At 45.1% G+C, this 25,805-nt stretch carries 21 protein-coding genes; 6 read left to right on the plus strand and 15 right to left on the minus strand.

The genetic code is table 11. The annotated features are described in order from the left end of the window. Window positions 1-70 precede the first annotated feature (70 nt). From QUA07_RS24465 to folK, 3 genes are all read right to left on the minus strand, one after another. The gene (locus QUA07_RS24465) at window positions 71-1,522 is read right to left on the minus strand and encodes an FAD-binding domain-containing protein (RefSeq protein WP_333308966.1); all 1,452 of its coding nucleotides are present in this window, start codon (window positions 1,520-1,522) and stop codon (window positions 71-73) included. Between the two features lie 135 nt (window positions 1,523-1,657). Continuing rightward, on the minus strand, window positions 1,658-2,206 hold the full coding sequence (locus QUA07_RS24470; protein WP_333136399.1) for an NUDIX hydrolase: 549 nt from the start codon (window positions 2,204-2,206) through the stop codon (window positions 1,658-1,660). 163 nt (window positions 2,207-2,369) lie between these two features. Continuing rightward, window positions 2,370-2,858 (minus strand): 2-amino-4-hydroxy-6-hydroxymethyldihydropteridine diphosphokinase, encoded by a 489-nt coding sequence (folK, locus tag QUA07_RS24475; RefSeq protein ID WP_333330299.1) that lies wholly within the window; start codon window positions 2,856-2,858, stop codon window positions 2,370-2,372. A 432-nt stretch (window positions 2,859-3,290) separates the two neighbouring features. On the opposite strand from folK, the gene QUA07_RS24480 reads away from it, so the two are divergent. Together QUA07_RS24480 and QUA07_RS24485 are read left to right on the plus strand one after the other, a co-directional pair. Next, the gene (locus QUA07_RS24480) at window positions 3,291-3,758 is read left to right on the plus strand and encodes a hypothetical protein (RefSeq protein WP_333330302.1); all 468 of its coding nucleotides are present in this window, start codon (window positions 3,291-3,293) and stop codon (window positions 3,756-3,758) included. Between the two features lie 278 nt (window positions 3,759-4,036). After that, the gene (locus QUA07_RS24485; RefSeq protein WP_333330305.1) at window positions 4,037-6,388 is read left to right on the plus strand and encodes a PhoX family phosphatase; all 2,352 of its coding nucleotides are present in this window, start codon (window positions 4,037-4,039) and stop codon (window positions 6,386-6,388) included. A 203-nt stretch (window positions 6,389-6,591) separates the two neighbouring features. On the opposite strand, the gene QUA07_RS24490 is transcribed toward QUA07_RS24485, so the two are convergent. Together QUA07_RS24490 and larC are read right to left on the minus strand one after the other, a co-directional pair. Beyond that, complete coding sequence (locus tag QUA07_RS24490) at window positions 6,592-7,155, minus strand: Uma2 family endonuclease (RefSeq protein ID WP_333330308.1); 564 nt, start codon at window positions 7,153-7,155, stop codon at window positions 6,592-6,594. A gap of 252 nt (window positions 7,156-7,407) precedes the next feature. Further along, window positions 7,408-8,829, minus strand: coding sequence for a nickel pincer cofactor biosynthesis protein LarC (gene larC, locus QUA07_RS24495; protein WP_333330310.1), 1,422 nt, complete (start codon window positions 8,827-8,829; stop codon window positions 7,408-7,410). A gap of 75 nt (window positions 8,830-8,904) precedes the next feature. Here larC and QUA07_RS24500 point away from each other — a divergent pair, with 75 nt between their 5' ends. Beyond that, window positions 8,905-9,570: an L-threonylcarbamoyladenylate synthase gene (locus QUA07_RS24500; protein ID WP_333330313.1), complete on the plus strand. Its 666-nt coding sequence runs from the start codon at window positions 8,905-8,907 to the stop codon at window positions 9,568-9,570. Window positions 9,571-9,638: 68 nt separating this feature from the next. Here the strand turns inward: QUA07_RS24500 and QUA07_RS24505 are convergent, their stop codons facing one another. Next, window positions 9,639-9,923, minus strand: a complete 285-nt coding sequence (locus QUA07_RS24505) for a DUF427 domain-containing protein (RefSeq protein WP_190738299.1) — start codon at window positions 9,921-9,923, stop codon at window positions 9,639-9,641. A gap of 97 nt (window positions 9,924-10,020) precedes the next feature. Here QUA07_RS24505 and recQ point away from each other — a divergent pair, with 97 nt between their 5' ends. Then, a complete protein-coding gene (gene recQ, locus QUA07_RS24510; RefSeq protein ID WP_333330315.1) occupies window positions 10,021-12,216 on the plus strand; it encodes a DNA helicase RecQ in 2,196 nt (731 codons plus the stop codon). Between the two features lie 638 nt (window positions 12,217-12,854). Here the strand turns inward: recQ and QUA07_RS24515 are convergent. Together QUA07_RS24515 and QUA07_RS24520 are read right to left on the minus strand one after the other, a co-directional pair. Continuing rightward, window positions 12,855-13,595: a peptidylprolyl isomerase gene (locus QUA07_RS24515; RefSeq protein WP_333330318.1), complete on the minus strand. Its 741-nt coding sequence runs from the start codon at window positions 13,593-13,595 to the stop codon at window positions 12,855-12,857. Between the two features lie 84 nt (window positions 13,596-13,679). Next, window positions 13,680-14,687, minus strand: coding sequence for a calcium-binding protein (locus tag QUA07_RS24520; protein WP_333330321.1), 1,008 nt, complete (start codon window positions 14,685-14,687; stop codon window positions 13,680-13,682). Between the two features lie 536 nt (window positions 14,688-15,223). On the opposite strand from QUA07_RS24520, the gene QUA07_RS24525 reads away from it, so the two are divergent. Then, complete coding sequence (locus QUA07_RS24525; RefSeq protein WP_333330324.1) at window positions 15,224-15,421, plus strand: hypothetical protein; 198 nt, start codon at window positions 15,224-15,226, stop codon at window positions 15,419-15,421. Beyond that, window positions 15,378-15,527, plus strand: a complete 150-nt coding sequence (locus tag QUA07_RS24530) for a hypothetical protein (protein WP_333330327.1) — start codon at window positions 15,378-15,380, stop codon at window positions 15,525-15,527. Before QUA07_RS24525 ends, QUA07_RS24530 begins: the two co-directional genes overlap by 44 nt. A gap of 527 nt (window positions 15,528-16,054) precedes the next feature. On the opposite strand, the gene QUA07_RS24535 is transcribed toward QUA07_RS24530, so the two are convergent. The 7 genes from QUA07_RS24535 to QUA07_RS24565 form a co-directional block, all read right to left on the minus strand. Next, complete coding sequence (locus QUA07_RS24535) at window positions 16,055-17,821, minus strand: GNAT family N-acetyltransferase (protein ID WP_333330329.1); 1,767 nt, start codon at window positions 17,819-17,821, stop codon at window positions 16,055-16,057. A gap of 142 nt (window positions 17,822-17,963) precedes the next feature. Continuing rightward, window positions 17,964-18,284, minus strand: coding sequence for a TonB-dependent receptor (locus QUA07_RS24540; protein WP_333330332.1), 321 nt, complete (start codon window positions 18,282-18,284; stop codon window positions 17,964-17,966). Between the two features lie 40 nt (window positions 18,285-18,324). Next, on the minus strand, window positions 18,325-18,570 hold the full coding sequence (locus tag QUA07_RS24545; RefSeq protein WP_333330336.1) for a hypothetical protein: 246 nt from the start codon (window positions 18,568-18,570) through the stop codon (window positions 18,325-18,327). A gap of 318 nt (window positions 18,571-18,888) precedes the next feature. Next, entirely contained in the window at window positions 18,889-19,164 is a 276-nt protein-coding gene (locus QUA07_RS24550; protein ID WP_333082317.1) for a hypothetical protein, read from the minus strand. Window positions 19,165-19,568: 404 nt separating this feature from the next. Continuing rightward, complete coding sequence (locus QUA07_RS24555; protein WP_333082318.1) at window positions 19,569-20,033, minus strand: HetP family heterocyst commitment protein; 465 nt, start codon at window positions 20,031-20,033, stop codon at window positions 19,569-19,571. 59 nt (window positions 20,034-20,092) lie between these two features. Continuing rightward, window positions 20,093-21,901: an HlyD family efflux transporter periplasmic adaptor subunit gene (locus QUA07_RS24560; RefSeq protein ID WP_333330339.1), complete on the minus strand. Its 1,809-nt coding sequence runs from the start codon at window positions 21,899-21,901 to the stop codon at window positions 20,093-20,095. Window positions 21,902-22,184: 283 nt separating this feature from the next. Then, window positions 22,185-25,328 (minus strand): peptidase domain-containing ABC transporter, encoded by a 3,144-nt coding sequence (locus QUA07_RS24565; RefSeq protein ID WP_333330342.1) that lies wholly within the window; start codon window positions 25,326-25,328, stop codon window positions 22,185-22,187. Window positions 25,329-25,805: the final 477 nt, after the last annotated feature.

Genomic DNA, 25,805 nt, shown 5'->3' on the forward strand with positions numbered 1-25,805 from the left:
TTTAAGTTGAGGGGTTGACAGCGCTATCTCAACTTAATTTACTGTTAACTATAGCCAAAAATCGAGCTGTCTAATCTGCGTTTTTTTGCTGCGTGTACAGTTCCTTAAACTTGCGCTGCTGCTCGTTGTGATCTACGATCGGAGAGGGATAATGAAGAAGTCTGCGTTCTAAAGACGAAATATTTCCTGTTAGCAAAACTTTAGTATCAACACGGCGCAATTCTGGAACCCAGTGCCGAATATATTCCCCCTCCGGGTCAAATTTCTGAGCTTGACTCGCGGGATTAAATATTCGCAAAGGTTTCGGGTCCATACCGCTCGATGCGCTCCACTGCCAGCCGCCGTTATTAGCAGAAATGTCGGCATCTATCAATTTTTGCATGAAGTATTTTTCACCCCACTGCCAGTTAATAATTAAATCTTTGGTCAGGAAACTGGCGACTATCATGCGGCAGCGATTGTGCATCCAACCTGTCTGGTTTAACTGTCGCATTGCTGCATCGATAATAGGATACCCTGTTTTGCCTTTACACCAAGCTTGAAAAAGTGTTTCATCATTCTCCCAAGGAAAGTCTTTGAATGCTTGACGGTAGGGGCCGTCTGCTACTTCTGGGAAATTATACATGGCGTGTTGATAAAATTCCCGCCACGCTATTTCCTGTTGCCAAGTGCGGATGCTTGTACACGCTTCTTCGCTGCGGCAAGTGTCCATTACTATCTGGGTAGCTTGCCAAACAGTGCGGATGCCAATTGCACCAAATTTGAGGGCTGCGCTGAGTTGGGATGTGCCGTTAATGGCGGGGAAATTGCGCTGTTCTTGATATTGGTAAATTGCCCGATCGCAAAATTCTTCTAATTTTTGTTGCGCTGCATCTTCTCCGGGTTCTATTACTAATGGATTTTCCCAAATAAATCCCAAACTCAACGCTGTTGGCACTGTTTCCATTGCACCTGCTTGGTTGGCGATTGCTTGTTCTTCGGCGGTTAAGCCGGTCATTAATTCCAGATAAGTTATCGGCAGTGTCTCTACTGGTTGGGCTTTAGGTTTACTGTTCCATTTTTTCCAAAATGGTGTATAAACTGTGTAGGGAGTCCCTGTACCGCTGCGAATTTCATCTGGGGCGTGCAGCAGTTGATCCCAGAAATTTTGAACTTGAATTCCTGCTTGTTGGAGGGCGTTTGATACGGACTGATCGCGCTGTTTTGCGTAGGGTTCTACATCCCAGTTCCAAAATACTGCTTGAGCATTTATAGCTGTTGCTAATCTTGGTATTCCTAGGATCGGATCATCTTGAATTATCAGCAATTGGCTGCCTGCTTCCCTGTAACGCGAGGAGAGTTTTTGCAAGCAGCCGATCATGTAGGTGACTCTAGCTGGCGCTACGTCATCGCGATTTAGGATATTGCGATCGAGACAAAAAATTCCGACAACTTTCGGGCTTTGCTGGCGCGCTGCTGCCAGTCCGATGTTGTCAGAAATACGCAAGTCGCGGCGGTGCCAAAATAAAATGAGATTGGATATATCGGACATTCGATTTTAGATTTTAGATTTTACAGTCCTGGACACAAGCGGGTTCAACAACCCGGTTTCTAAGTTAACTTTTATCGGTTTGACGCAGGATTTTTATAAGAAACCGGGTTTGTCTGTCAGTCCTATTTAAGTCAAAAATGGACGGGCTAAGAAAAAGCTAGAAATGGATTTTGCGTCAATTGGTTCCCCAGCTAAAATAGCTTTTTCTAATTCTTCAGGGGTGAATAAAACTGTTTCAATGTCTTCATCATCGTCTTGTGCTGGCGGCTTTTCCAGTTTTTCCAAATCTTGGGCTAAGAAAGCATAAATGATTTCGTCAGAATAACCGGGGGCGAGAAAAAATTGCCCTAAGTTCTGCCATTTTCCAGCGCGATATCCGGTTTCTTCTTCGATTTCGCGTTTGATAGTTTCGGCGGGGCTTTCATTGATTTCTACCGTACCAGCGGGAAATTCTAAAATTCGCCCTTTTGTGGCAAAGCGGTATTGTCGCACCAAGACGAGTTTACCTTCGGGTGTGACGGGAACTGCCAGTGCTCCGCCTGGGTGGCGAATACATTCCCACTCGCCTTCGGAACCGTTGGGAAGACGGAGGGTAGCCACGTCAAAATTAAATTTGCGCCCTTGGTAAAATAGGCGTTGTTTGAGGAGTTGGGGTAGTTCTTGACCGATCGACATAAGCGACAAGCGAATAATGTTTGAGTGCACCGATTTAAGACATCATAGGCGATATCATAGGATTTTAGATTTTAGATGGGGAATGACTGATAATTATCACAGTTGGGAGCTTACCTACGGTTGCATTTTTTTACTGGTACGATCCGTGAATTTTGCTCCATTTTTACAAGGGAAATTTTTGCACTCCGGAACAGTCTGCGGTTTGCAGGAGTTGGACGATCGCATTTTTCGTCACCGGATGCACCCAATCCGGAGCAATTTCTGCTAAAGGTACTAATACAAAAGCTCTTTCGGTCATCCGGGGATGAGGTAGAGTCAGTGTCGGAGTTTCTAGGACTAAATTGTCGTACAGCAGCAAATCTAGGTCTAGGGTTCTTGGCCCCCATTTTTCTCGGCGAATTCGATTAAATTTTATTTCAATTTCTAATAATTTTGCTAGCAATTGTTCGGGTTCTAAAGCAACTTCTAGGATGGCGCAAGCGTTGATGTAATCGGGTTGCGGCGGGCCAACGGGGGCGGTTTGATACCAGCTTGAATGAGATTTTACTGCTATTCCTGGGGTGTTGTTGAGGGTTACGATCGCGCTTTTGAGTGTGGCGAGGGAGTCGCCTAAGTTGCTACCAAGGGCGATCGCACATTTTGTTAGTTTCATAAAGAAGGAAGAAGGTTCGGCAACGGATTATGTAACGGATGTAACGGATGTAACGGATGTCAGGAAGAGGGAAGTCGGAAGAGGGAAGAGGGATGGCATGACACGGATTTTGACACGGATACACGGATTAATTATCGAGGGTTCCTTCTGATGTTAAAGGAATAATGAAGAGAACGCGGGGGCTGGTTTATCGACATCCTTTGCTACTGACAAGTATTTCGAGTAAAACTGAGATATTGCACCATTATCAATAACCATTTTCTGGGCGGGCAGGATGCCCACTCCGCAAGAAAAGGCACTTGTTGTGGAACAGGCATCTTGTCTGTTAAGCGGAAATATGGTGACACAAAATATTATTTTAATTTAAGCTTAACAGTCTGTTAAATTTTATTAACTATCATTGACAAGTGTTAGTATTTAGTTTCAAACATAATGAATTTGTACCTACGCTTATTGTCGGCCGTCATTCTAGCAATTATCAGTTTAACAGCAAGTATATCGATAGCTTTGGCTGAAACCAAAGAGCGCTACCTTACCTTAGATTCGGACGGCAGTCAATCTTTTGCGAGTTTAGTGCAGCAGGCGGAAGATTTAGCGAAAGAGTCGATCGCCCGCGAGTTTCAAGAAAATCCGGCATTAACAGAAGTTACAATCATCATTACAGCCGATCGCAGCCGACAAAGAGTTCCAGTTTTGCGATCGAGAGTATCCCGCCACGACTGGCAAAAAGATGCGAGAATCGAACAGTGGACTAGATACTTTGCGGATGCTCAATTGCTGCTGGGATTCAGAGACGGCAATATTTCGTCCGCAAATTCTGGGTCTTCGCAAGTGATGAATGCACCTGCGCCTAGTCGATCGACATCCCGAGAAAATGATCCGGGTTTTCGAGATGATTGAAATCGGGCATCGGGCATTGGGCATCGGGCATCGGGCATTGGTAGCAAACAACAAATAACCCACAGCACGACACGGAAATCACGGATACACGGATAGATATTTTTTCCTGAATCTCTCTCTATTCCCAATTACCACTTGCCCATTAGAATATTTAACTTTTTGTTAACCTAAATACCTCCCAATTTTAATTAACCTTCAGGTTAACTCTCCTTAATTTAATAGTGATAGAGTTTCATACGGAATCATCTGATTAGGGAAGTTGGGCTGAACAGGAATTTATGTCTAAAATAACTCGCCGACAACTGCTAATTTTCTTCGGCAGCAGCGCAGCTACCACTGTGCTTGCCCCTCAACTAACTCAAACACTGTTTGGCATCAATTCCACCTCGACCGAAGCTGTGGTAGGGCCACTCTCTTTCACTCCGTTAAGACTTCCCCACCCGCTGCCGGTTTATCAAGAATTGTCCAGCTTTATGCCAACGGGCTTAAACGGACAGGGAACCGTGATGGCTGCCTCACAGGATACTAAATTAACGAGTTACAGCATTGTTGACGATGTGGTTGTACCGCCGGAATACGAACGGTATGTGATTCTCCGCTGGGGCGATCGAGTTTTTCCCAATCCAGCAGACTATTTCGGCTACAACAACGACTACACCGGCTTCGTAGGCCTTCGCGGCAGCAGTGACGACGGTTATCTTTGGGTTAACCACGAGTATGTAGGCTTTCCGATGTCGAAAGTGACGCCGGAAGCGCCGTCTGATCTGGCACCATTTCCCACCACCGATCGCGCCGTCCTCGGTATAGACTTATCGGTCAAGAATCGCGATACCCTCGGCGAATTCCTGTACAATCTCGGTGGTTCGATCGTTCGCATCACCAAACAGTCTAACGGTAGATTTCAGGCGATCGCCGGCGACCCCCTCAACCGCCGTATTCACGGACTTTCGGGCCTGGGAATCAACAGCCAGCGTACCGACAAATACAAAGATGTCACCTCCTGGGGAACCAGACAAGGGGATAACGAGTACCTCACGGGCACGGGCCCTGCGGCTACCCAAGTCTTCGCGCAAGTCAACACCGACGGACTCGGAAACCGCATTATCGGTACAGCCTACAACTGTTCCGGCGCCACAACCCCGTGGGGTACAATCCTCTCCGCTGAAGAAAACTTCCAAGGTAGCGAACTATTCTTCGTCGGGGTTCAGGAAAACATCAAACCCAACGGTAGCCAAACCAGCTACGCCAAGGGCACTATCGGTGAGGAATTCGGCTTAGTCGGCGAAAAATACGGCTGGATGGTAGAAGTTGATCCCCAAGATCCAAGTTTCCGCCCCCGGAAGCACACATGGTTGGGCCGTTTCCGCCACGAAAACGTCGCGATTCGCGCTGAAGCAGGCCGCAAGTTAATAGGCTACATGGGGGACGATCGACGCGGCGGACACACCTGGAAATTTGTCAGCAACGGTACTGTCACCAATCCCGCAGATAAAACCAACAGCCGATTGTTTGAAGACGGCATTTTGTACGTTGCCCAATATAACCGTAACGGTACTGGAAGATGGCTGCCATTAACTATAAATGCCCCGACGAATCCGGTGCGTCCTTCTAAAGTTGGCGAGGCAGAATTAGCAACTTTTGGCAAAGCTCAAAGAGATGCCGCTACTCGCTTCCCCAAACGCGCAGGAATTGCTGGTCAAACCGAAGACGGCGGTTCTTTTGTAGTAGATACAACCAATGAAGCAACAGCACTTCCGGGCTACCAAAATAAAACTCTGGCTGATTTCTACAGCAGCCAAGGCGCGGTTTTAGTTGATGCTTTTTTAGCTGCTAATTTGATTGGTGGCACTCCGACCGCGCGGCCGGAAGATTTGGAAGTTAATCCTACTACTAAGGAAGTTTTTATTGCCTATACTGACGCCGCACCGGGAAGCGACGGCTATCCAGATTCTCGCATTTTTACTGTTGCTAAATACAGTAGCGCCGTCAACAGCACCCAGCAGTCGGGAGGACTGTATAAGATAATTGAAGACAGTCCTGATGGTGCAGGTTTGACGTTCCGCTGGCAGCGTTTGGCTCAAGGCGGAGAAGCGGGTTCGGTAGCTGGGGCGGGGTTTGCTAATGTAGACAATTTGGATTTTGACACTCAAGGCAATGTTTGGGGCGTGACTGATATGTCTACGAGCACGCATAACGGTTTTGATGTGGGTGCGAGTGGAAAGCCAACGACGATCGACCACAACAAGACTGGAAATGTGTCAGATTTTACTGGAGTTTTCGGCAACAATTGGCTCTTTTATATCCCGACTTCTGGGCCGAATGCAGGAACAGTAATTCCGTTTGCTTACGGCCCGAATCGGTGCGAAATGACGGGGCCGACTTTTGTGGGAGATACGCTATTGCTTGCGGTGCAGCATCCGGGGGAAGATTGCCCGATCGATGATGGTACTGTACTGAGTCGGCAAATTGAAATGTTGGATTTGAACGGTGCTGTTTTCAATCAAACTCGTAGTGTTTCTCGCGGGAGTTTGTGGCCGAGTAATATCTCGAATGATTCGCGCAGATCGCCGATGCCGTCGGTGATTGGAATTCGTCGGGTGCGATCGACTCCAACGGGCCAGTTTGTTTAAATAGGACTTACGCCTCGACGCCCAGAAACCTGGTTTTAGGAATTTGGAGTAAGATTAAATGAACCGCGAGGCACGTGGACGCGAAGAAAGAGAAAGAATAAGATACTGTTCTTTCTTCGCGCTCTTCGCGTCTTCGCGGTTCGTTCAAATAATTAAAAAAATGCCTAGGATAATTAATATCAAATCCCTGGAAAGCGAAATTTTTAAGAAAATTGTACTTGGCGATATAAGTCGGCGATCGCAATTTCTAGATTCACCGATTCAAGTTGCAAGGAATCGCCTAAACCATACTCGGAGAGAACCCATTGCTCCTGTTGATTGCGCCGAAATATTTCTAATTGTGGCTGTTCAACTTGCACCCACACATACTCTTTCAGTGTTGAAACTTGGCGGTATTTCGCAAATTTAATGCCGCGATCTGCTGCTTCTGTGGAAGGCGATAAAACTTCGATAATTAAGGAAGGGAATTGCACTAATTGCGGATAGTTATCATGCTCATCACAAGTTACTACAACATCAGGATAAAAATAGTTTTGCCCTGGTTCCACTTGGACTTTTACATCCGTGATGTAAGGTTCGCAAGGGCTATCTACAAGGGCATCATCTAGGATTCTGAAGAAATTTCCTGAAATTCGATTGTGATTGCGGGTGCCGCCACTCATGGCGACGACTTCGCCATCCCAATACTCGTAACGTTCCTCTTGGGTGGGTTCCCAAGCCAGGTATTCTTCTGCACTCATCGATGGGCGATCGGGTAAGGCAACCATAATGCGATCGGGAATGAAGTATGTTTATATAATAGCTTGAAGAAAAAGCGATTAAAAGGGCGGGTTTTTGAGATTGTCAATTATTGGCAGATATTTTTCGTGAGGGGAGCCCCTACCGTATTAGGGGTAATCTACCGGAGATGATATCAGAGGTTTTGATTCCTCTGATTTAGATATTCCTCAAGCCTGCTGAGTCTGACGGGTTGTCAGCCCGTCAGGGAATCAATTCCTCATGTAAGTCACTGTAATTGATTAAGTGCGATCGTACCAACTTTGCAGCGCCAAGCGGTGAACTTCCCGCCAGCTAATATTTTTAATTCGGGCTATTTCCGCGCAATCTTCGTATTCCGGCTGTACATTAACAATCGTTTCTCCAGACTTCGCAACTTTTATCTTGACTTCGCCGTATTCTGTTTGAACAGTCTGGATTTCTCTGTGTAAAATAGTTCTCTGTTGAGTCGAGATCCTAATTCCCAGAGTAGTAGTTTCGCGAAAGATCACAGCTTCGCAAGCATCCTCAAATTCTGGATGACAAATCGCAGTTAACAAAACCCCCAGCCGCGACTTTTTCATCACAATTGGGGCAGTGAAAACATCCAGAGCTCCGGCGGCAAACAAAGCATCAAAAACATAGCCGATCGCCTGCGGACTCAAATCATCAATCTGCGTTTCCAATACCGTAATAGTTTCTATGGCATTGGGCATTGGGAATTGGTTAAATATTTCCTTCTCCCCTATTCCTTCTTCCCTCTTCCCTCTTCCCTCTTCCCTCTTCCCTCTTCCCTCTTCCTTCTTCCCTCTTCCTTCTTCCTTCTCCCCAATCCAGAGGCGCAAAATATTAGGAATTGCCAGGTTTCGAGAACCTGCACCCAAACCAATGGCCTGAATTTGCATCGGTGGTGGCGGGCCGAAAGCAGAGGCGAGAGTACAGGCGATCGCAGTTCCCGTAGGAGTGCACAATTCGCGATCGATCCCGTTGCTGTAAACCGGCACTCGGTGCGTTTCCCACAACCGCATCACCGCCGGCGTCGGCACCGCTAATCTGCCGTGTGCAGCCTTCACCGTACCTGCGCCAGTCGGCATCGCCGAAAAGTAAAACTCCTGAATATCCAACCAATCCAAGCCCAAACAAGTACCGACAATATCAATAATTGCATCGGTTGCCCCCACCTCGTGAAAGTGAACCTCGCTTGCGGGGATACCATGTACGGCACCTTCTGCCTCTGCTAATTTGCCAAATACGGCCAAACTCCAAGCTTCCACGCGCGGAGGCAATTTTGCAGAGACGATGATTTGCTCAATTTGTGGCAAATTGCGGTGATGAGTGTGGCTAATTTCGGCATCTGGTTCCCCATGACTGTGAGAATGTTCTTCCCCGTGATGATGGTGGTGGCGGGCGTCGAAAGTCGGGGATTCCGTTTCCGAGGGATCGAGTTCGGTAGCGGAATTTTTGGGTTTTAACGACAAATCCGCAGCTAAATCGACATAAAATTTAGTGGCTTGTTGAGTATTCCGGTGGACTAATTCCGTCCGCAACTGGTACTCTGTCGAAATGCCGAGCAAATTGAGTTTTTCGATTAGGTATTCTAAAGGAACGCCAGCGTGGATGAGAGCTCCGATGCACATATCGCCAGCAATGCCGGTTGGACAGTCAAAATAAGCTATTTTATTCATTGTTAACAATTAATTTTCAACATTGATTGTTTCAGTCGATATTTCGATCGCCCACTTAGCCTGCAATATCTTAACATGGCAACTATTTACGAAGTGCATCCAGTTGCACCCCAAAGAGACCGGATCGAGAAGATTACAAAAGCTCTAAAAGATGGGGCTATGATGCTTTATCCGACAGATACAGTTTACGCGATCGGCTGCGATCTCAACTCCAAGTCTGCCGTAGAACGAGTCAGGCAGATCAAGCAACTCTCCAATGATAAGCCTTTAACGTTCCTGTGTTCCTCTCTGTCAAATATCACCGACTATGCTGTCGTCAGCGATGAAGCATACAGAATTATCAAGCGGTTAATACCGGGGCCTTATACATTTCTACTGCCAGCTACCAAGTTAGTGCCACGGTTGGTAATGAACCCAAAACGGAAAACCACTGGAATTCGCGTTCCCGACCAGCGGATTTGTTTTACACTTTTGGAAGCCTTGGGAAATCCAATTATTTCAACATCCGCTAACATTACCACGGATGATGAAGGTGCAGCACCCGTGCCAGCAGGAAAAGCAGAAAGCTTTGGCAAAGCTGAACTTTTTGACTGTTTTTCAAAGTTAGTAGATGTCATTGTCGATGACGGTTCCGATCCGGGATATCAAGTTTCTACCATTCTCGATTTGACACAAAGCGAACCCATTGTTGTTCGCCGTGGTTTGGGTTCGGAAGCTGTCGCCGTTTGGGAAAAAGATTAAAATTTTAAGGGGCTGGTTAAGCGCCTAATTCGCCCACAACCAGCCCCATTTTTTATTTCAAAACTGCTTTAAGCCTCTACCTTAACTCCTTTCCAAAAAGCAATATATCCGGCAATATTTTTAGCAGCATCTTTTGGAGTAGGATAGTACCACGCAGCATCTTTATTAACTTGTCCGCCGACTTCGACACTGTAGTAACTAGCAACACCTTTCCAACCGCAAGTAGTGTGAGTGCTGCTATCCTTGAAATACTCACGGTTAATGGCATCGGCGGGGAAATAATAGTTGTTGTCTACAATTTCGCACTTGTCGCTCTCGGCCAAAACGGCACCATTCCAAATTGCTTTCGGCATCAGTTTTTCTGCTTAAATTGAGATTCTCAATTATTGTAACTGTATTTGTGCTCAAAAGGCATAGAATAGTTGAGAAGCCAACAACCAACTACTGCAAATGCCAGCGTCTCATCCGCCAATATCTTCTGTGCCACTGTCCCTGGAACAAGCTCTTAAACATTTTTTTGGCTATGACTCTTTCCGTCCGGGACAGCAGGAAATTGTCGAAGCTGCTTTACAAAAACGGGATATGATGATTGTCATGCCGACGGGTGGTGGCAAGTCTTTGTGTTTTCAATTACCGGCACTGTTGAAACCGGGATTGACAGTGGTTGTTTCACCGTTAATTGCTCTGATGCAAGACCAGGTGGAAGCTTTGCAGGATAATGGAATTGGGGCGACTTTTCTCAACAGCACTTTGAGCAGTCAGGAAACCCGATCGCGCGAAACTGCGATTCTCGAAGGTAAGATTAAATTGCTTTATGTTGCACCCGAACGCTTGCTGGGTGAGAGATTTTTACCATTTTTAGATATAGTAGCAAATAAGTTAGGAATTTCGGCATTTGCGATCGACGAAGCCCACTGCGTTTCGGAATGGGGGCACGACTTTCGACCAGAATACAGGCAAATGCAGCGAGTGCGCGATCGATATCCCGACATTCCCATTATGGGACTAACCGCCACCGCCACCGAGCGCGTCCGCCAAGACATTATCCAGCAGCTAACTCTGCGAAATCCCTACATCCACGTCGCCAGCTTCAACCGCCCCAATTTATACTACGAAGTTCGCCCCAAAACCAAGCACAGTTTTGCCGAAGTTTTGCAAATTATCCAAAAAAAAGGCGGTTCGGGAATTATCTATTGCCTCAGCCGCAAAAAAGTTGACGAAGTTGCCTATAAATTGCAACAAAGTGGCATCCAAGCCTTACCCTACCACGCCGGCATGAACGATGTCGATCGCGCAACCAATCAAACCCGCTTCATTCGCGACGACGTGCAAGTAATGGTAGCCACAATAGCCTTTGGTATGGGCATTAACAAACCAGACGTGCGGTTTGTAATTCACTACGACTTACCCAAGAATCTCGAAGGATACTATCAAGAATCCGGCCGCGCAGGCCGAGACAACGAACCCGCCCATTGCAGCTTATTTTTCGGCTACGGCGATGTCAAAATGATCGACTACATCATCGAGCAAAAACCAGATCCGCAAGAACAACGAATTGCCCGCCAACAGTTGCGTCGAGTCATCAACTATGCAGAATCCACCGAGTGCCGTCGTACAATCCAGTTAAGTTATTTTGGCGATTCATTCCCCGGAAACTGCGGTACTTGCGATAACTGTTGCAACCAAAAACCCGTAGAAGATTGGACGATTGAGGCAATGAAATTTCTTTCTTGCGTCGCGAGATGCCAAGAAAAATTCGGCATGAATCACATTATTGATGTGCTGCGCGGTTCAAAAAATCAAAAAATATTGCAATACCAGCACAACCAACTTTCTACTTACGGAATTGGCAAAGATAGAAGTGCGGAGGAATGGAAAAAATTGAGTCGCTCACTGTTAAATCAAGGTTTTTTAGAGGAAAGAACAGACGGATTTCCCATTTTGAAACTTAATGAAAAAAGTTGGGAAATTATGAAACGTCAGCGCACAGTTGAAATCGCTATTGAACCCCAGCGAGAAGTACAGGGAAAAGTTCGGTCTTTGGCAGTAGAAGTAGAAGGTTTATTTGCCATACTGCGGACGCTACGCAAGCAAATTGCCGACGAACAATTTGTGCCACCTTACGTAGTTTTTGCCGATAAAAGCTTGCGAGATATGGCAGAAAAACGCCCGCAAAATCTCACAGAATTTGAGGAAGTTTACGGCGTTGGCAGCAACAAGCGAGATAAGTACGGTAAGGTTTTTTTGGAGGCAATTCGCACTTTTTGCCAAGCACAAGGATTGCCAAGTGGTGCTGCATCTTCTGATGTCGTTAATCTTCCCAATCTTGCTAACGTTGCGTCTTATTCGCAGATGCAAACCTGGGAATTATACCGACAAGGTTTGACAGTTCAAGGAATAGCTAATGCGCGGGGTATGAGCCCTAATACTATTTCTGGGCATCTGATAGAATTGATGGAAATGGGCAGGGAAGTTGATATAAATTTGTTGGTGGAACCGGAACGCCAGCAGGCGATAGTGTACGCAATTGAAGTTATGGGGGATGAGAAACTGAGAGCCATTTATGATTTCTTGGAAGAACGTTATACGTTTGAAGAGATTAAGTTTGTGCGGGCTTGGTGGCGGCAAAATTATGTAGGTTTTTAAGCGCAGATATATGCAGATGAACGCTGATGGACGCAGAAATTAATAGATAGGAGGGAAAAATGAGAATTTAAAAAGTAGCTTTTGGGAATAATATATTATAGAGGCGTTTTTAACCGATATATTTTTTCCATTTGGCTTTGCTAGCTGGCGTATATGGGGTGGGCACAACTCAATTTTAAAAAGTAATTTTAATAGCGCTATAAATCAGTAAGCTTGGGTTAGCTAAGCGTCTCATTGTTCGCTATGCTTCGCGCCGTTGCGAGGGTAATAAATCACTTTTTTAACTAAACTTTATTGAGCTATAAGTACCTCGTAAAAGCACTTTTTATATATGTAGTAGAGTGCGTGAAAGGGAGCAATATTTAAATCCACACGCATGAGACTATTTACACTCACGCACCGCCCCAAGGAATGAATAATATTGATGCAGTTGGATACGATATTAGGTCTCTCTGTTCACCCAGAAGTTACCTAAATTTTAGCATTGTATTTGGTTGCGGCAAAATTATAGCCAACCTAAATCATTTGTGAATTTCTTACTCCCTCGCCTTGATAAGGGAGGGTTGGGGTGGGGTCAAAAATTTACGACTCATTTAAAATTGTTATATATCGGTTTTTGATGGCAAGAAATTAAGTTTCTACACTTTAGAAGTGTACAATAAATGGTTGACTTCGTTAGCCAGCCATTCGTTAAACAGATTATGCAATATTTCTTGATACCGTTCAGGGGTTAATTCTGCAGGCAGAAACTTTTCAACTAGGAACAAGTGATATCCTAGCTCTGTTTCAATTGGACGAATCACTTCTCCGGGTGGGGCGCTAAATACGGCGACTGCTATGTCTGGTTTTAAACCCCACCGATAAACCTTGCCTTCGCAACCGCATATATGCCGACGATTTTCGTCAATATCGTAAAGATGAGCAGCATCAAAAAAGCTGATTTCTCCTTCTTGAATTTGATAAAATAGTTCCTGAGCAAGCTGGCGGTTGGCAACAATTATTTGATAAAGAATTATTTGGTCGAATTGCAGTTTGTTTTGAACAAAAATCTTTTCTATTTCTTTGCTAAACAAGTGTTCGGCTAGTTTTTGGCTGAGGAGCCGATCGCAAATCCCGGCTTCTAAATCTTCTACAGAAATCATCTGATCGACCAGCCAAGCAATCGTGTCCGCCGCTTTCTCCAAACGCTTCTCGCGGCGGAGTTGGTCGCCCACAGCTTGAATTTCGTCTGGAGTCACAGTTAACCCCCGTTCCCGGGCGGCTTTCTCAATAACTTTTTTCTGCAAAACCTTTTGACTAAATGTTTTTAATTGCATCTCTTGTCTGAGTTGTTCGATGATTTCACTTGCTTCAATCAATTGCCCGTAAAAGTCTTTCATCAGTCTCTCTCCACCTATATAACTTTATTAACTTCATCCCCGACGCTTCCTGCGGGGTAGTTGGGGTTAAGGGTTAACGGTTAGCTACAAGATGTTATTTGGCAAACTAATAAAATCAGCATTGCTCAAAGTTGTTGCACCCGCTGCGTTAACTGTTCCTAAAACAACAGCTAAAATTCGATCGCCATTATTTGAACTAAACTTGAGCAGAGTCGCGTCTGTCGTACCGTCACCATCCGTATCAAACGCGACGAGTGTCAAGTCTGGTACCGAAATTCCCCCTATCAGCCCAATTCGATCGCCTTGAGCAGGATTAAAATCAACGACTCGATCGGCTAACAATGGATTAGCTGCTGCACTCGCTGTTTCGCGTTGAAATGCAAAGGTATCAGCGCCACTACCTCCAATCAATGTATCGGTGCCGAAGTCGCCGCAAAGAAAATCGTCGCCGTTGCCGCCAATTAGCAAATCTTGACCTTTCCCTCCTCGCAAAGTGTCGTTTCCATCGCCTCCATCGATCGCATCATCACCTCTGTTAGCTTGGACAATATCGTCGTCGCTTCCTGCAAAAATTTGATCACTCCCGCTATCGCCAGTAATCACATCGCTGTCGTTGGTGCCCAGCCAATATCCGTCGCCGTTGCTGTCGATCGTACTCTCGTCGCCAGTACCCGTACTGTCTGGAGAGAAATTAGAAGGACTTGAATTGCTAGAAGTGCCACCAGTCACGGGGGTGAACGTTGAACCGTCATTATTTGACGGTGTGGGTGTTGGCGCTGTGGGTGTTGGCGCTGTGGCGTTAGTAGTTGGGGGCGCCACTGTAGAAGCACTCGCTATCGCGCTGCCACTGCTAGATGTAGCCCCCACAGCGTAAGCAGTCTCACTACTTGTACTGCTTCCCATCGGGGAAGTTGCTGTCGCGCTGCTGGTACTGCCTGCACCGCTGTTATCTACAAAGGCACTAGATGTGCTGGAACTACTGCTGCTGCCCGCACCAGGGTTATTCACCACCGAATTCAAGGTGTTTAAACTATTGCTGTTTCCAACAATATTATTTAAGGGCTCAGGAGCTAATGAATCGAATGGAGGCATCGCGATTTATCTCCTTTTACTTGTATGTAAAGACGAAAATCACTTGCACGAGCGCCGACATTGCGAATCTCAATGAATGCCAATGTAGGATTTTAAAGAGTGTGAAACAATTGCTTTTAACTTCAGACTAAAGACGGAAATGTTCTTAATAAATGAAACTTGGTGCATCCCGAAAATAGGACAGGAAAAAATTGTTACCAATATCAATCTGGGCGATCGGTACTGATTGCCAATGGCATTTGATTTAGCCATCACCATCACTCTCAAAAGGCTTGTATAATTTTAAACTGCATCTTCCTTGCACTCGCCCCTACTCAAAAAGTATTAGGGCAGACTGCTAAAGATGAGCAAAAACCGTGTTTTATTGCGATTTACCTGAATATATCTGGACTAATTAGAGGTATGTTGCCAATTTGGCAGATTTGTTTGAAATTATCAGACTTACGCCAGTTTTCAATTTTTATACTCTTTGTATCCGGGCACGCGCTTGCCGGTGTTGAGGACAGATGACACACCGCTGCTCCCGTTCCTGAATTGTGATTAACAGAGCGGGGTTTGGCAGCAGTTTGAGGACTGTGGTTGAGCGGATGGGAGGGGACTTGGAACGGCCGTTGGAGGGGCTTGCATCAGCCGGGAAGGCGACGGATTTAGCCGATTTGAATACGATCGCGATCGAATGGATGCGAAGTCATGGCAGGTGCAGGGCGATCGCGATCGCCCTGCACCTGCCATGATGTGGAAGTAATTAGAATTGGCATTCAGCGAGTTAGGGCGATCGGCTCTTTCCTCGGCCAGAAACCCCTCGTACCCGTGACGCAGTGGTCAATCATTAAAAGCTAAAAAGAACTTAAGCCCTGACTACAAGCCCTGAAAGTTCGTGTGGCAAGTCCATCGCCTTTACAGTAACACTCTCAAAAGCATAGTTTGCTCCTGCTCCTGATTTAATTTTTACCTTGACTTTATCAAAGCCTGCGTAGTAAACATCAACATCAGCTAGAGGATTAGTGCCAATCGCCCTAGCTGTTCATATACCCCTTGTTTTCGTAACTTTACCTTTGTTTCTAAAAATAATGTCTTTAGCAGTCAAAGTGTTTCCACTGTCCACTGATGAAAAAGCCTCCCATCCCCATGCAGAACCACCTAAAATCAAGTCGTTTTCTGAAACATTTTCGAGGTATAGCAATCCTAAATCATTCAGATAAATTTGTAGGGTAGTGCCCCGTGCCTACCCCCTATCGGGGCAACCGGGCGTGGGATTGCCCCTACAATAATTACGCAAATCATTTAGGATTGCTATAGTACAAATCAGAGCTCAACATAATAATGACACTCTTTTTTAAATTAATCAAAACTAACTTAGCGGACTACTAGGCTGGTATGGGAGTTTTTTGCTCGCAGAAAGTTGCGGTTTGATGTTCAGCTTGTTCTTGCATCACTTGAGCCAAATTATAGTGAGCCTCTGCTAAATCTGGTTTCATAGAGAGGGACTGGCTATAGTAGGCGATCGCCGTTTTTAAATCGCCTACTTGTTTACATTTGGAGCCTAAATCATTGTTCATTGCCGCGTAATGAGCTTGTTTCTCTAAGGATAGCTTTCCTTGAGCATGAAGTGCATTGGCTAAGTTAACCTCAGCTTCAACGCAATCAGGCTTTAGTTCTAGTGCTTTTTGATAGTAGGCGATCGCATCTTCCCATTTGCCTTGCTGCTGTAGAGCATAGCCAAGGTTATTGTATGCGGCGATCGCATCCGGCTGTAGAGCTAGGATTTGATGATAGGCTTCTATCGCGTCGGATAACCGATCTTGAGTTTGATATAAATTCCCCAAACCAAATAAAGCCTTGATAGAATTTGGCTGCACCTGAAGCAGCTTTTTCAGTAAATTTTCTGCCGTTTGGTAATCGCCTTTTTGCCTCATCAACACCCCCAGTCCATAGAGTGCTTCTGGGTGATTTGATTGAGCTTCCAGAATCTGATGGTATCCCTGTTCAGCTTTGGTGAGTCGGTTCGATCGATGATCGCGAACAGCGAGCTGAAATGCTAAAGGAAGAAGATCTCTAACATCCTCTTGTTTATTCTGGCCATTCTTGTCTTTGACTACGATATGCTGAATCTGCCGATCTTTAGCTCCAAAAGAATACTTATATTCCTCATTGCCCCTTAAAAAGTCGTACACTTTAAAGCCGTTTTGAATCGCGTATCGAATTGCATCAGCATGGAGGATAAGCCCAGGTGGAGGATTTTTAAAGGTTTGATCGCGACCTGTAATCACAAATAGCATGGATTTTTGCTGAAAATCCACAAAGTTGGCGATCGCCCCTAAAGGTCTGTCTCCTTTCCACATAACCGAAAGATACAGGCAGTTATGTTCAAAACAATGACGTAAAATCAGGCGATAGTAATCCATGATTAGCTCAAAGGTATCCCCTTTTTGCTTTTTCCATCTGGACTCCCAGAACTTCAGTAGTATCTCAATATGAGATTCCAAATTGTCTGCGTTAATGTGGGTGATATAAAACTCATCAGATTTGTCAACTTTCCTTAAAAAGCGTCTGATTTTTTGACGAGTATTGACACCGACGTAGTTTTGTAGATATTGCTCCCAGTCATCTGGTAATGAAACATAAGGAGCAAGATAAATATCGGGTTCTTCTTCATTCACACTTTGAATGCGGAGTTGACTGAGTTCAAAACTATCTGCAGAAAAATTCCTCAACAATAGAGACATCCGGGTATCTGTTTCTAGAATACTTTTTACATTGAAACTAGACCATACTAACTTTTGCTGGATGTAAGCAGCAAAAGCAGGAATTACCTCTTCTTCATAACCAGGCAGGCACATAAGTCCTGTGTAATCTGCTATGCTATTTCCTGCCATGCAGATTTCCGTTTCAAAGCCGCCTACATCCTGGTGGGCTAATAAAGTTTTTAGAGGGAAAAAAGCAACATAGGATGAATCTTTGGTATCTGGTTTTGCAGCTAATATGAACCACGGCTCATGCACCATCTGCAACCATCTAGATAACCAAATCCAGGACAAGAAGAACTGAGCCTGATGATCTGCGGCGTATACAGAATCCCAATTTTCTCGGATTTTATTAAATGTTTCAAAATTATCAATTTTCTCAATCTGCATATGACTTTTCCCTCACCAATTATACTCCCCATATTTGTCGATTAAGACTAGAGCCTCTTAATCCTCCTGAGAGGATCTCTAACAAGTATCTTGTGCAACATCAAAATTGCAGTATTGATCATCTTCCTATCGGGTGAGACTATTAACGCCCAAAAAATGAAATAGAAGTACTGCGAATTGTAGATGAAGCACTTTGGTTTCCAGTCCTTGCATAGGCTGTGGCTGTTGCATTGGCTCTACTATACTCAAGACTACCCAAGTCTTTAACCGTTGTGTTGGTTAGAGTATTTGTATAAGTTTGATTACCACTGGCAAATCCACCTGCAACAGCGATCGCATATCCAGGCTCTGCTGTTGTTGTGGCGAATGTATCACCGTAAACATTGCCACCACCTACTATAACTGTGCTTTCGTTAATGGGTTCTAAATAACTTAAGTCAGAGATAATTAAGCAATATTTCATGGCAGTATCACGAAAACTTTTTAGCAGACAAAATTCATTATTAAATTGAATATCTATTACAGTAACTAGATGTTGATGAAGTGCTGCTAAAACTAGATGAAGAAGAACTACTAGAACTCGATTTGGCGTAACTGCTGCAGCTAGTAGCAGATGAAACCTTTACAGACACGCTTTGACTAATTTCACCTCGATCATCGCCAGATGCTTCGACTACGCTTTTCGCCTCAGCAATAACTTTACCATCGGGTGAGACTATGCGTTTGACAACAACTTTATAGTCAGTCATGAGTTTAACACCGGTTTTTGTTGATTAGAAAATTGGAAAAATCCTAAATTTGTAAGTTGTAAATGGTAATTGCCTACGGCTTCATTTGAAACAAGATTGGGTCAGTTAATTACTTGCCTAAAAGCAAATGAATCAACTACTTAAATCATCTAAGTAAGGGGGCCAGAATCAACCCAACTATGTAAGAAAACCTCAACTCTCTGGATTAAGTTATTAGTAGGGCTTGAGCTCTGAAGCCCTACTATCAAATAGTTGAAATCGTTTCTGCCCACCTACTTATTCCAATTGCCAAGTGACTTGATGAATTGGAGTTATATGCTAGCTAGCAGCCGAAAATCCAGTGGAGGCAGAATACTTACCTTCTACAACAGTAGTAAAGATTTGGGTGGAGGTATTTTTCCCAAAAGCTTCAGATTGAGCTGTCGCTAGATTGCCCTTAATGTCAACATATTGCGTGTAAATCTTGTCCACGTCAAAGCGTTCCTTAACATTGAGTTCGGCATAAATATCGGAGTCGAGGTTGCCGAAAAAGATACCACCAACAACAGCAGAAGTTTCAGCACTTTCCAAGTAGTTCAGATCGGAAATAATCATGGCTTTTATCCTTTTTGCTTGTGAGTTGTTTGCTAGAAGCAACCTTTGGTTGTTCTGTATTTAATATAGCTAGGCTAATCAGACCTGTGTTGCCATTTTGGCAGATTAATTTTGACAGGGACTGAAGACGAAAAAGGTAGGCTACTCAATCAACTGGATTAGGGCGGGTATTGCCGAAACAGTGTGCTAACTGTATTAATATCGATCGCAAAGCAGTATAAATCCACAATAGCTAAAATCGGGTTTCTGAGTATAAAGTAATTAATTTGGCTAAGGTTGCCATTTTGGCAGATTTATCGAAAGCGTGGATTTTAGATACTGAAAAACCCGATCGCCTGCGGTGAGTCAACCAAAAAATTGGTACACCCAACGCCCGCAACCGGGTTGTCGATCTATCGACTAATTTACTTGCCCGCCCAATTAAACCAGTGCCTCTTAAATCGAGCAAAAAATTCTTGATTGTGAACATCAACCGTCGGCGCCAAGATATTTTGCCCTTCAGCATTGACTTCAGGTACAACACCTACAGTATCTGGATACAACTCGCTAAAAGCGGGAGTTACAGAACCCCCTCGAACTCCGGCTCGTTGTTCCCTCACCACCTCCAGATGATCTAAATCAGCAATTTTGCCCAATGCAGACTTAGTTTCCGATTTACTCGACTTGCTGATTTGACTGTTTTCCTTAAGCAAGCGGTTGGAAGTACGGTAAGGGATGTAGTCGAGAGGGTTGTAACCCGTGCACCGCAAAAGTAAAAAACAAGCCCAAGAATACTTTCCTGCCAGGATGGCTGAAATTATCTCATCCAATTGTTCTGGTTTGATTCCAACTTGGGAATGATTGGCAGAATTGTGGAATTGGGAATTCATTATTTTATCCTGTTTTGTGTATAGAGAGTGACCAAGGACAACAACCACTTAACTAATTTCTACAAACTCATGCCGCCTTTTTGTAGTTGCTTGAGAGGGTCAAGCAAAATGTCGGCTATGCTGCGCTGGCGGATGACAATTTCCGCAGTAGCTGTTTGGCCAGCTTTGAGTTTCCAGGTTTGATTGTTGGCTTTCACTGAGTCTCGATCGATACTCACTTCCACCCGGTAAACAACACCCAATCGCTCGTCTGTTTTGGCATCCGGCGAAATAGATAAAACTTTTCCCGGAATCACGCCGTAATTTTGATAAGGAAAAGCATCGAATTTGACTTGCACCGGCATTCCGGTTTTGACAAATCCCGCTTCTCGGTTCGGCAAATTCACTTCCAGCACCAGAGGAGCCTGATTCGGAGTCATTTCTGCAATAGTTTGACCCGGTTGAACTACTTCGCCAGTGTTGTGAATGTTGAGTGCGGAAATGACTCCGCTGACGGGTGCGTAGAGAAATCTTTGTTTGAGCTTATTTTTTGCTTGATCGAGCAGGGTTTGGGTTTCGGCAATTTTGGATTTGACTTGATTTAATTGCATTTCCAACTGCTGAATTTTTTGCTCTTTTTCTAACTGCGTTTGGCCCGCTGCGGCTTGTTTGCTGGCGGCTTCGGCTTGCAGTCGATCGACTTCTGCCAGTTGTTGGGCTAATTCACCTTGGGCTTTAGAAATGGCGCTTGTTCGATCGCGCAAATTTTGCTCGACTTCAAACAGCCTTTCCTTAACCCCAGTTGCATCAGACAGTTGACTCCTGATGGCAGCACTTTGCCTGTCGCGAACGGTTTGCTCGACTTCAAAGGCGCGATCGTCAGCCTGAGTAGTCTCCCCCAACTGGCTTCTAATTACCGCATTTTCACTTTCTCGGAGAGCTTCCTCTGCTTGAAACAATACGTCTTTTGACAGCGCTCCTTCATCTACCAAAGGTTTGAGACGCGCGATCCGCTCTTTGTGAGCAGCCACTTTTGCTTGCAATTGCCCCAGCAATTCTTGAGTCTTGCGTTGCAATGGTTTCACCTGATCGCGCCGCCCTTGCTGGGAGTTAATATCTGTTTTCAGTTGCGAGAGCAAGTCTTGCACATTCTTTTCCAGAGGTTGGAGCTGTTGTTGCCGGGCTTGCTGAGACACTACATCTGCTTGCAATTGCTCGATTTGAGACTGCGTGGTGGCCGCTGAAGCGCGAGCACGGGCGATCGCAGCTTCAGCCCCCCGCTGGTCTGCAGCAGCAATAGCTTGGCTCGCTTCAACTTCCAGTCGAGTTCTCTCGATCGAACTCATCTCTTGCATCAATTGAATCCGATAAGCCTCCAGAATTTTCTCAAGACGCTCCACCTCGCTCTGGGCATTCGCCGGGTCTAATTCGGCCAATAATTGTCCAGCTTTGATTTTTTGACCTTCTTTGATAGGGAGGTTAATAATTTTTCCCGTCTCCGTCGGGTGAATTTTGTAAATAGCGCCTTTGGGAACTAATTTGCCCTGAGCATGACCAACCTCGTCAATTTTTCCCAGAGTGGCCCACGCTCCAAAAGCTACAGAAAAAACCATTCCTCCTAATATCAAGCGCTGGGGAAAAGATACTGGTGGCTGGTCGAGTACCGAGTGCAAAGAAGTAGACCAATTATTCGCATCAGGCTGCCGTAACTGTAATTTGGCAATATTGATACCGTCATGAGTTTGAGATGAGCGATTTTGAGATTCGACTACTTCTAAAGAGCGGTCTTTTTTTCGGGCTTCGTTTTCTTGCCTTGAAGCTACGCCCCCATAGACTTCACCTATTTCGTTAGGAGCGCACCCTAATTCTTTCTCATCTTGTGAAAACATTGTATTTCCTCCAAATTAGTCTGTTGACTGTTGGCAGTTGTTAGGAGCTATCAGTCAGGAGTCAGGAGTCAGGAGTAAGTGATATCATGTCCGGTCGAGCGATCGCGATTTTTGTAAGGCTCCCCTCACCAACAATACCTGCCAATAATTGACAATCTTAAAAACCCGCCCGACCGGGATCTTATGGTTAATCGCTCGAACCTGATATGAAAATTATCTTTAGCCTTGTGTTGCTAATGACTAATGACTAATGACCAATGACTAATGACTAATGACTAATGACTTAAATATCGAGTTGTTGCTGAGCCAGGTGATAGTAAAGTCCGCGTTCAGCCATCAATTCGTCGTGGTTGCCTTGTTCGGCTAAAATGCCTTTGTCTAGAACCAAAATTCGATCGGCATTACGCACCGTAGACAACCGATGAGCGATAATAAACGCAGTGCGATCGCGACTAATGCGGGCGAGATTTTGCTGAAACCTGCGCTCAGATTCGGTATCCAGCGAAGAAGTTGCTTCATCCAAAACCAAAATCCGGGGATCGCCCAGAAGAGCGCGGGCGATCGCAATTCGTTGTCGCTGGCCCCCAGACAAACTCGTTCCCCTTTCCCCCACAGGAGTTTGATAACCCAGCGGCATATCTTGAATAAAAGCGTGAGCTTCTGCTAACTTGGCCACTTCTATCGCCTGTTCCAAGCTTGCAGAAGCAGCATCGTTTCCGTTTTTATACAGCGTAATATTTTCCAAAATTGTTCCCGAAAACAAGAAACAATCTTGAGGAACAACACCCAATTGAACTCGCAGCGACTGCAAAGAAATGTGCCGAATATCGTGGCCGTCAATTGTCAGCCGCCCCTTTTCTGGATAATAGAAACCTTGCAGCAACTTTACCAAAGTGCTCTTACCGGAACCGCTGCGGCCGACAATTGCCACAGTTTCTCCAGCTTGCACCTCAAAGGAAATATTTTGCAGCGTATTGCGTTCCTCGTCCTGAGCATAACGGAAAGAAACATTGTCAAACTTGACGTTTCCCTGAATGCGAGGCAGCACCAGCATTGGCTTGTAAGGGCTTTCTTCAGGTTGGGCAGAGAATACATCATCCAAACGCTCGATCGAAACGAGCACTTCTTGAAACTCATCCCACAGTCCCACCACTGAAAGCACAGGAGAAATCACGCTCCCAATCATCATATTAAAAGCCACAAATTGACCGATCGTCAACTCGTCTTGAATCACCAGCATTGCCCCGTACCACAGCAAAGCCGTGCTCCCCAAAGTATTAATCCCACCCCCAATAACCTGCAAAGAATTTGCCAACTTCTGCCCGCGAAATTTAGCATTAATCATGCAGGTTAATTGGTCTTCCCAGCGCCAGCGCATTTCTCGCTCAGCAGCAGTTGCCTTAATCGTCGCCACCCCAGTAATCATTTCCACCAAAGATGAATTTTGCTTAGCACTTTCTGTAAAAATCTCCCGCGAAATTTTCCGCAGAAACGGAGTTGCCACTAAAGTCAAAATCACGATCGGTGGAATCAAAGCCAGCACCAACAAAGCCAGACGCCAGTTATAGTAAACCATCAGTCCGATATAAACCACAGCCATCAAAGCATCCAACCAAGCCGTAATAGCTTGGCGAGTCAAAAACGCCTGAATTTTTTGATTTTCCTGAACCCGCGTCAAAATATCGCCCACCTGACGAGATTCAAAAAACTTGATTGGCAAACTGAGAGTGTGACTGATAAAGCCGCTAATTAAAGTCAGGTCAATCCGGTTCGACAAATAATCCAGCAAATACTGTCTCGTTGCACCCAACAGCGTTCGCCAAACACTAAACAGCAGCAGTCCGATCGCAAAAACGTGCAGAGTGACTATGCTTTTGCTGACAACCACTTGGTCGAGAATTACTTGGGTAAATAGGGGAGTAACTAAACCAAATATTTGGAGCAACAAGGAGAGGAGAAGAATTTGGGCGATCGCAGCGCGGTAGGGCCAGACTATGCCAACAAAATTTTTAAGTTTGATGCCTTGATGTTCGGCACCGTGATTGCGGTATAGTTCCGCTGTCGGGTCTAAAATTAGGGCGTACCCAGTCCAATTTTCGGTAAAAGTTTGAATGCTCATCCACCGCTTGCCGGCAGCCGGATCAGCCACTAAAACCTGTTGATTTTTAAAGCGGTAAACTGCCACGTAGTGATTGCCTTGCCAGTGAGCAATCCAGGGATTTTGATTTCGCAGCGGAGTTAAAGAAGCTCGCACAGGACGGGTTTGAAATCCCATCCTTTCCGCTGCTTTTGCCAGACTCTTGAGCGACGCCCCGCTGCGGCCTATTTCTGCCAATTCGCGCAAGTAATTTAGGCTGAATTTTTTACCCCAATATTCGCTAATCATTGCTAAGCAAGTAGCTCCACAATCTGCTGCGCTCTGTTGTTGAATGAATGGGTGTCTGCTGGTCAACCAGCGCCGATGCTTGGGTTTGGGAAAGCTGATGATTCCTGCTGCGGGTTTTTGCTGAGCAACTGCGGTTAATTTTGATGGCTCGGTTTTTGAGGTAGAGCTGGCATCTTGGGGCGGCGTTACTAAGCTTAAAATTGGAGGTTTGCGGATGATTTTAGGGCGGGAATTGCTTTCGGAACTAATTGTGGCTTTAGCAATTTCCCACTGTTCGCTGCTAACCTGGTAAATTAGCAAGTCTGTTACGGCTATCCAGTTGCTTTTTACGTCTGAATTTTCCCAGTTACTGCCGATCATTGGCGGTGCTTGACCTTGAATTTGACCGCGGCGGAGCCAAAAATGATTTGTCGATTTTTGGCAGTGCTCAGCTAGGGAAACTCCGGCCGGAATTCGGCTTTCTTCTGTGTAAGGAAGTAAGTGCGGCCAAAGAATCTGTTGTTGGTGGGGAGCGAGCGATCGCAAATCTGTTTGTGTCTTGAAAAATATTAACCGCTGTCGCTCTTGAAATTCTTGCTGCAAGTGCTGTTGCAGTTGCGGGAATTCTTCTAAAATAAGCTGCATTGTGGTGGCCGCAATTCGACCGATTTGGCAAGTGCCAGCCGCAATTGCCCTGTAAGGCAGTCCGCTTTCAATAAATCGGTTATCTGTCCCAAATATTGCTCCGACTTCCAGTACCACCGCCGAAATTTCCTGCTGTTGAGACGCTTCTACCGCTAGCAGTCTGACTCTTCCCTCGCAAACTAAATAAAAATTGCGATCGCTCTGTTCTTTTTCAAGAAAATTGTTGCTATCTGATGTTTGATATTGAGTGATTTCATCTCCGAGCTGAAACTCGCAAATTTCACACGCTGTATTTAATTTCGCCACTAATGTCGGTTCTGCACCGACTTCCTCGAAAATTTTCTGAATAGCCGGGAAGTTTTCCAAGGCTTCTGGGGTTTGAAAAATGTGATTTTTAACCCCTAATTTTTTTTTCATAACTCACCCTGTCAAAAATTTGTTTCAAATTTTTTGAATGACAACTAACCCGGTTATGAGCAATTTTTATTGGTTTAGTTGCAATTTAGTTGGCTTAAAAACTGTTGGTCGATATGTCCGACTAACACCCCTTAGTTACGGCATCCCTTCAACGCCTTTAGGATATATAAAATTGCGTTTTTTCAGGATTGTGTGGTGATTACGTAAGTGTGGTTTTGGCTGGCTCTCAGTTTAACTTACAGAATCGTGATTTGGGCTACCTTTAAGGGCAATCTTTACCAAATCTTTATAAAGTTACCGTAATTATACGGAGATTTATGAAGATTATGTGAAGCTGGGGCAGGCAAATGTTGAGCCTGGCATACGTATATATACAGAGAAATTGACATTCAGGGTTCAAAAACCATCAATTTTTGACGATCGCTTCTGAAGTGCAGAGCTCGATCATTGTAAAGAAATATTGATGGCTCTTAGTTT

Origin of the sequence: Microcoleus sp. T3_A4, assembly GCF_036700465.1 — a bacterium.
Lineage (GTDB): Bacteria > Cyanobacteriota > Cyanobacteriia > Cyanobacteriales > Microcoleaceae > Microcoleus.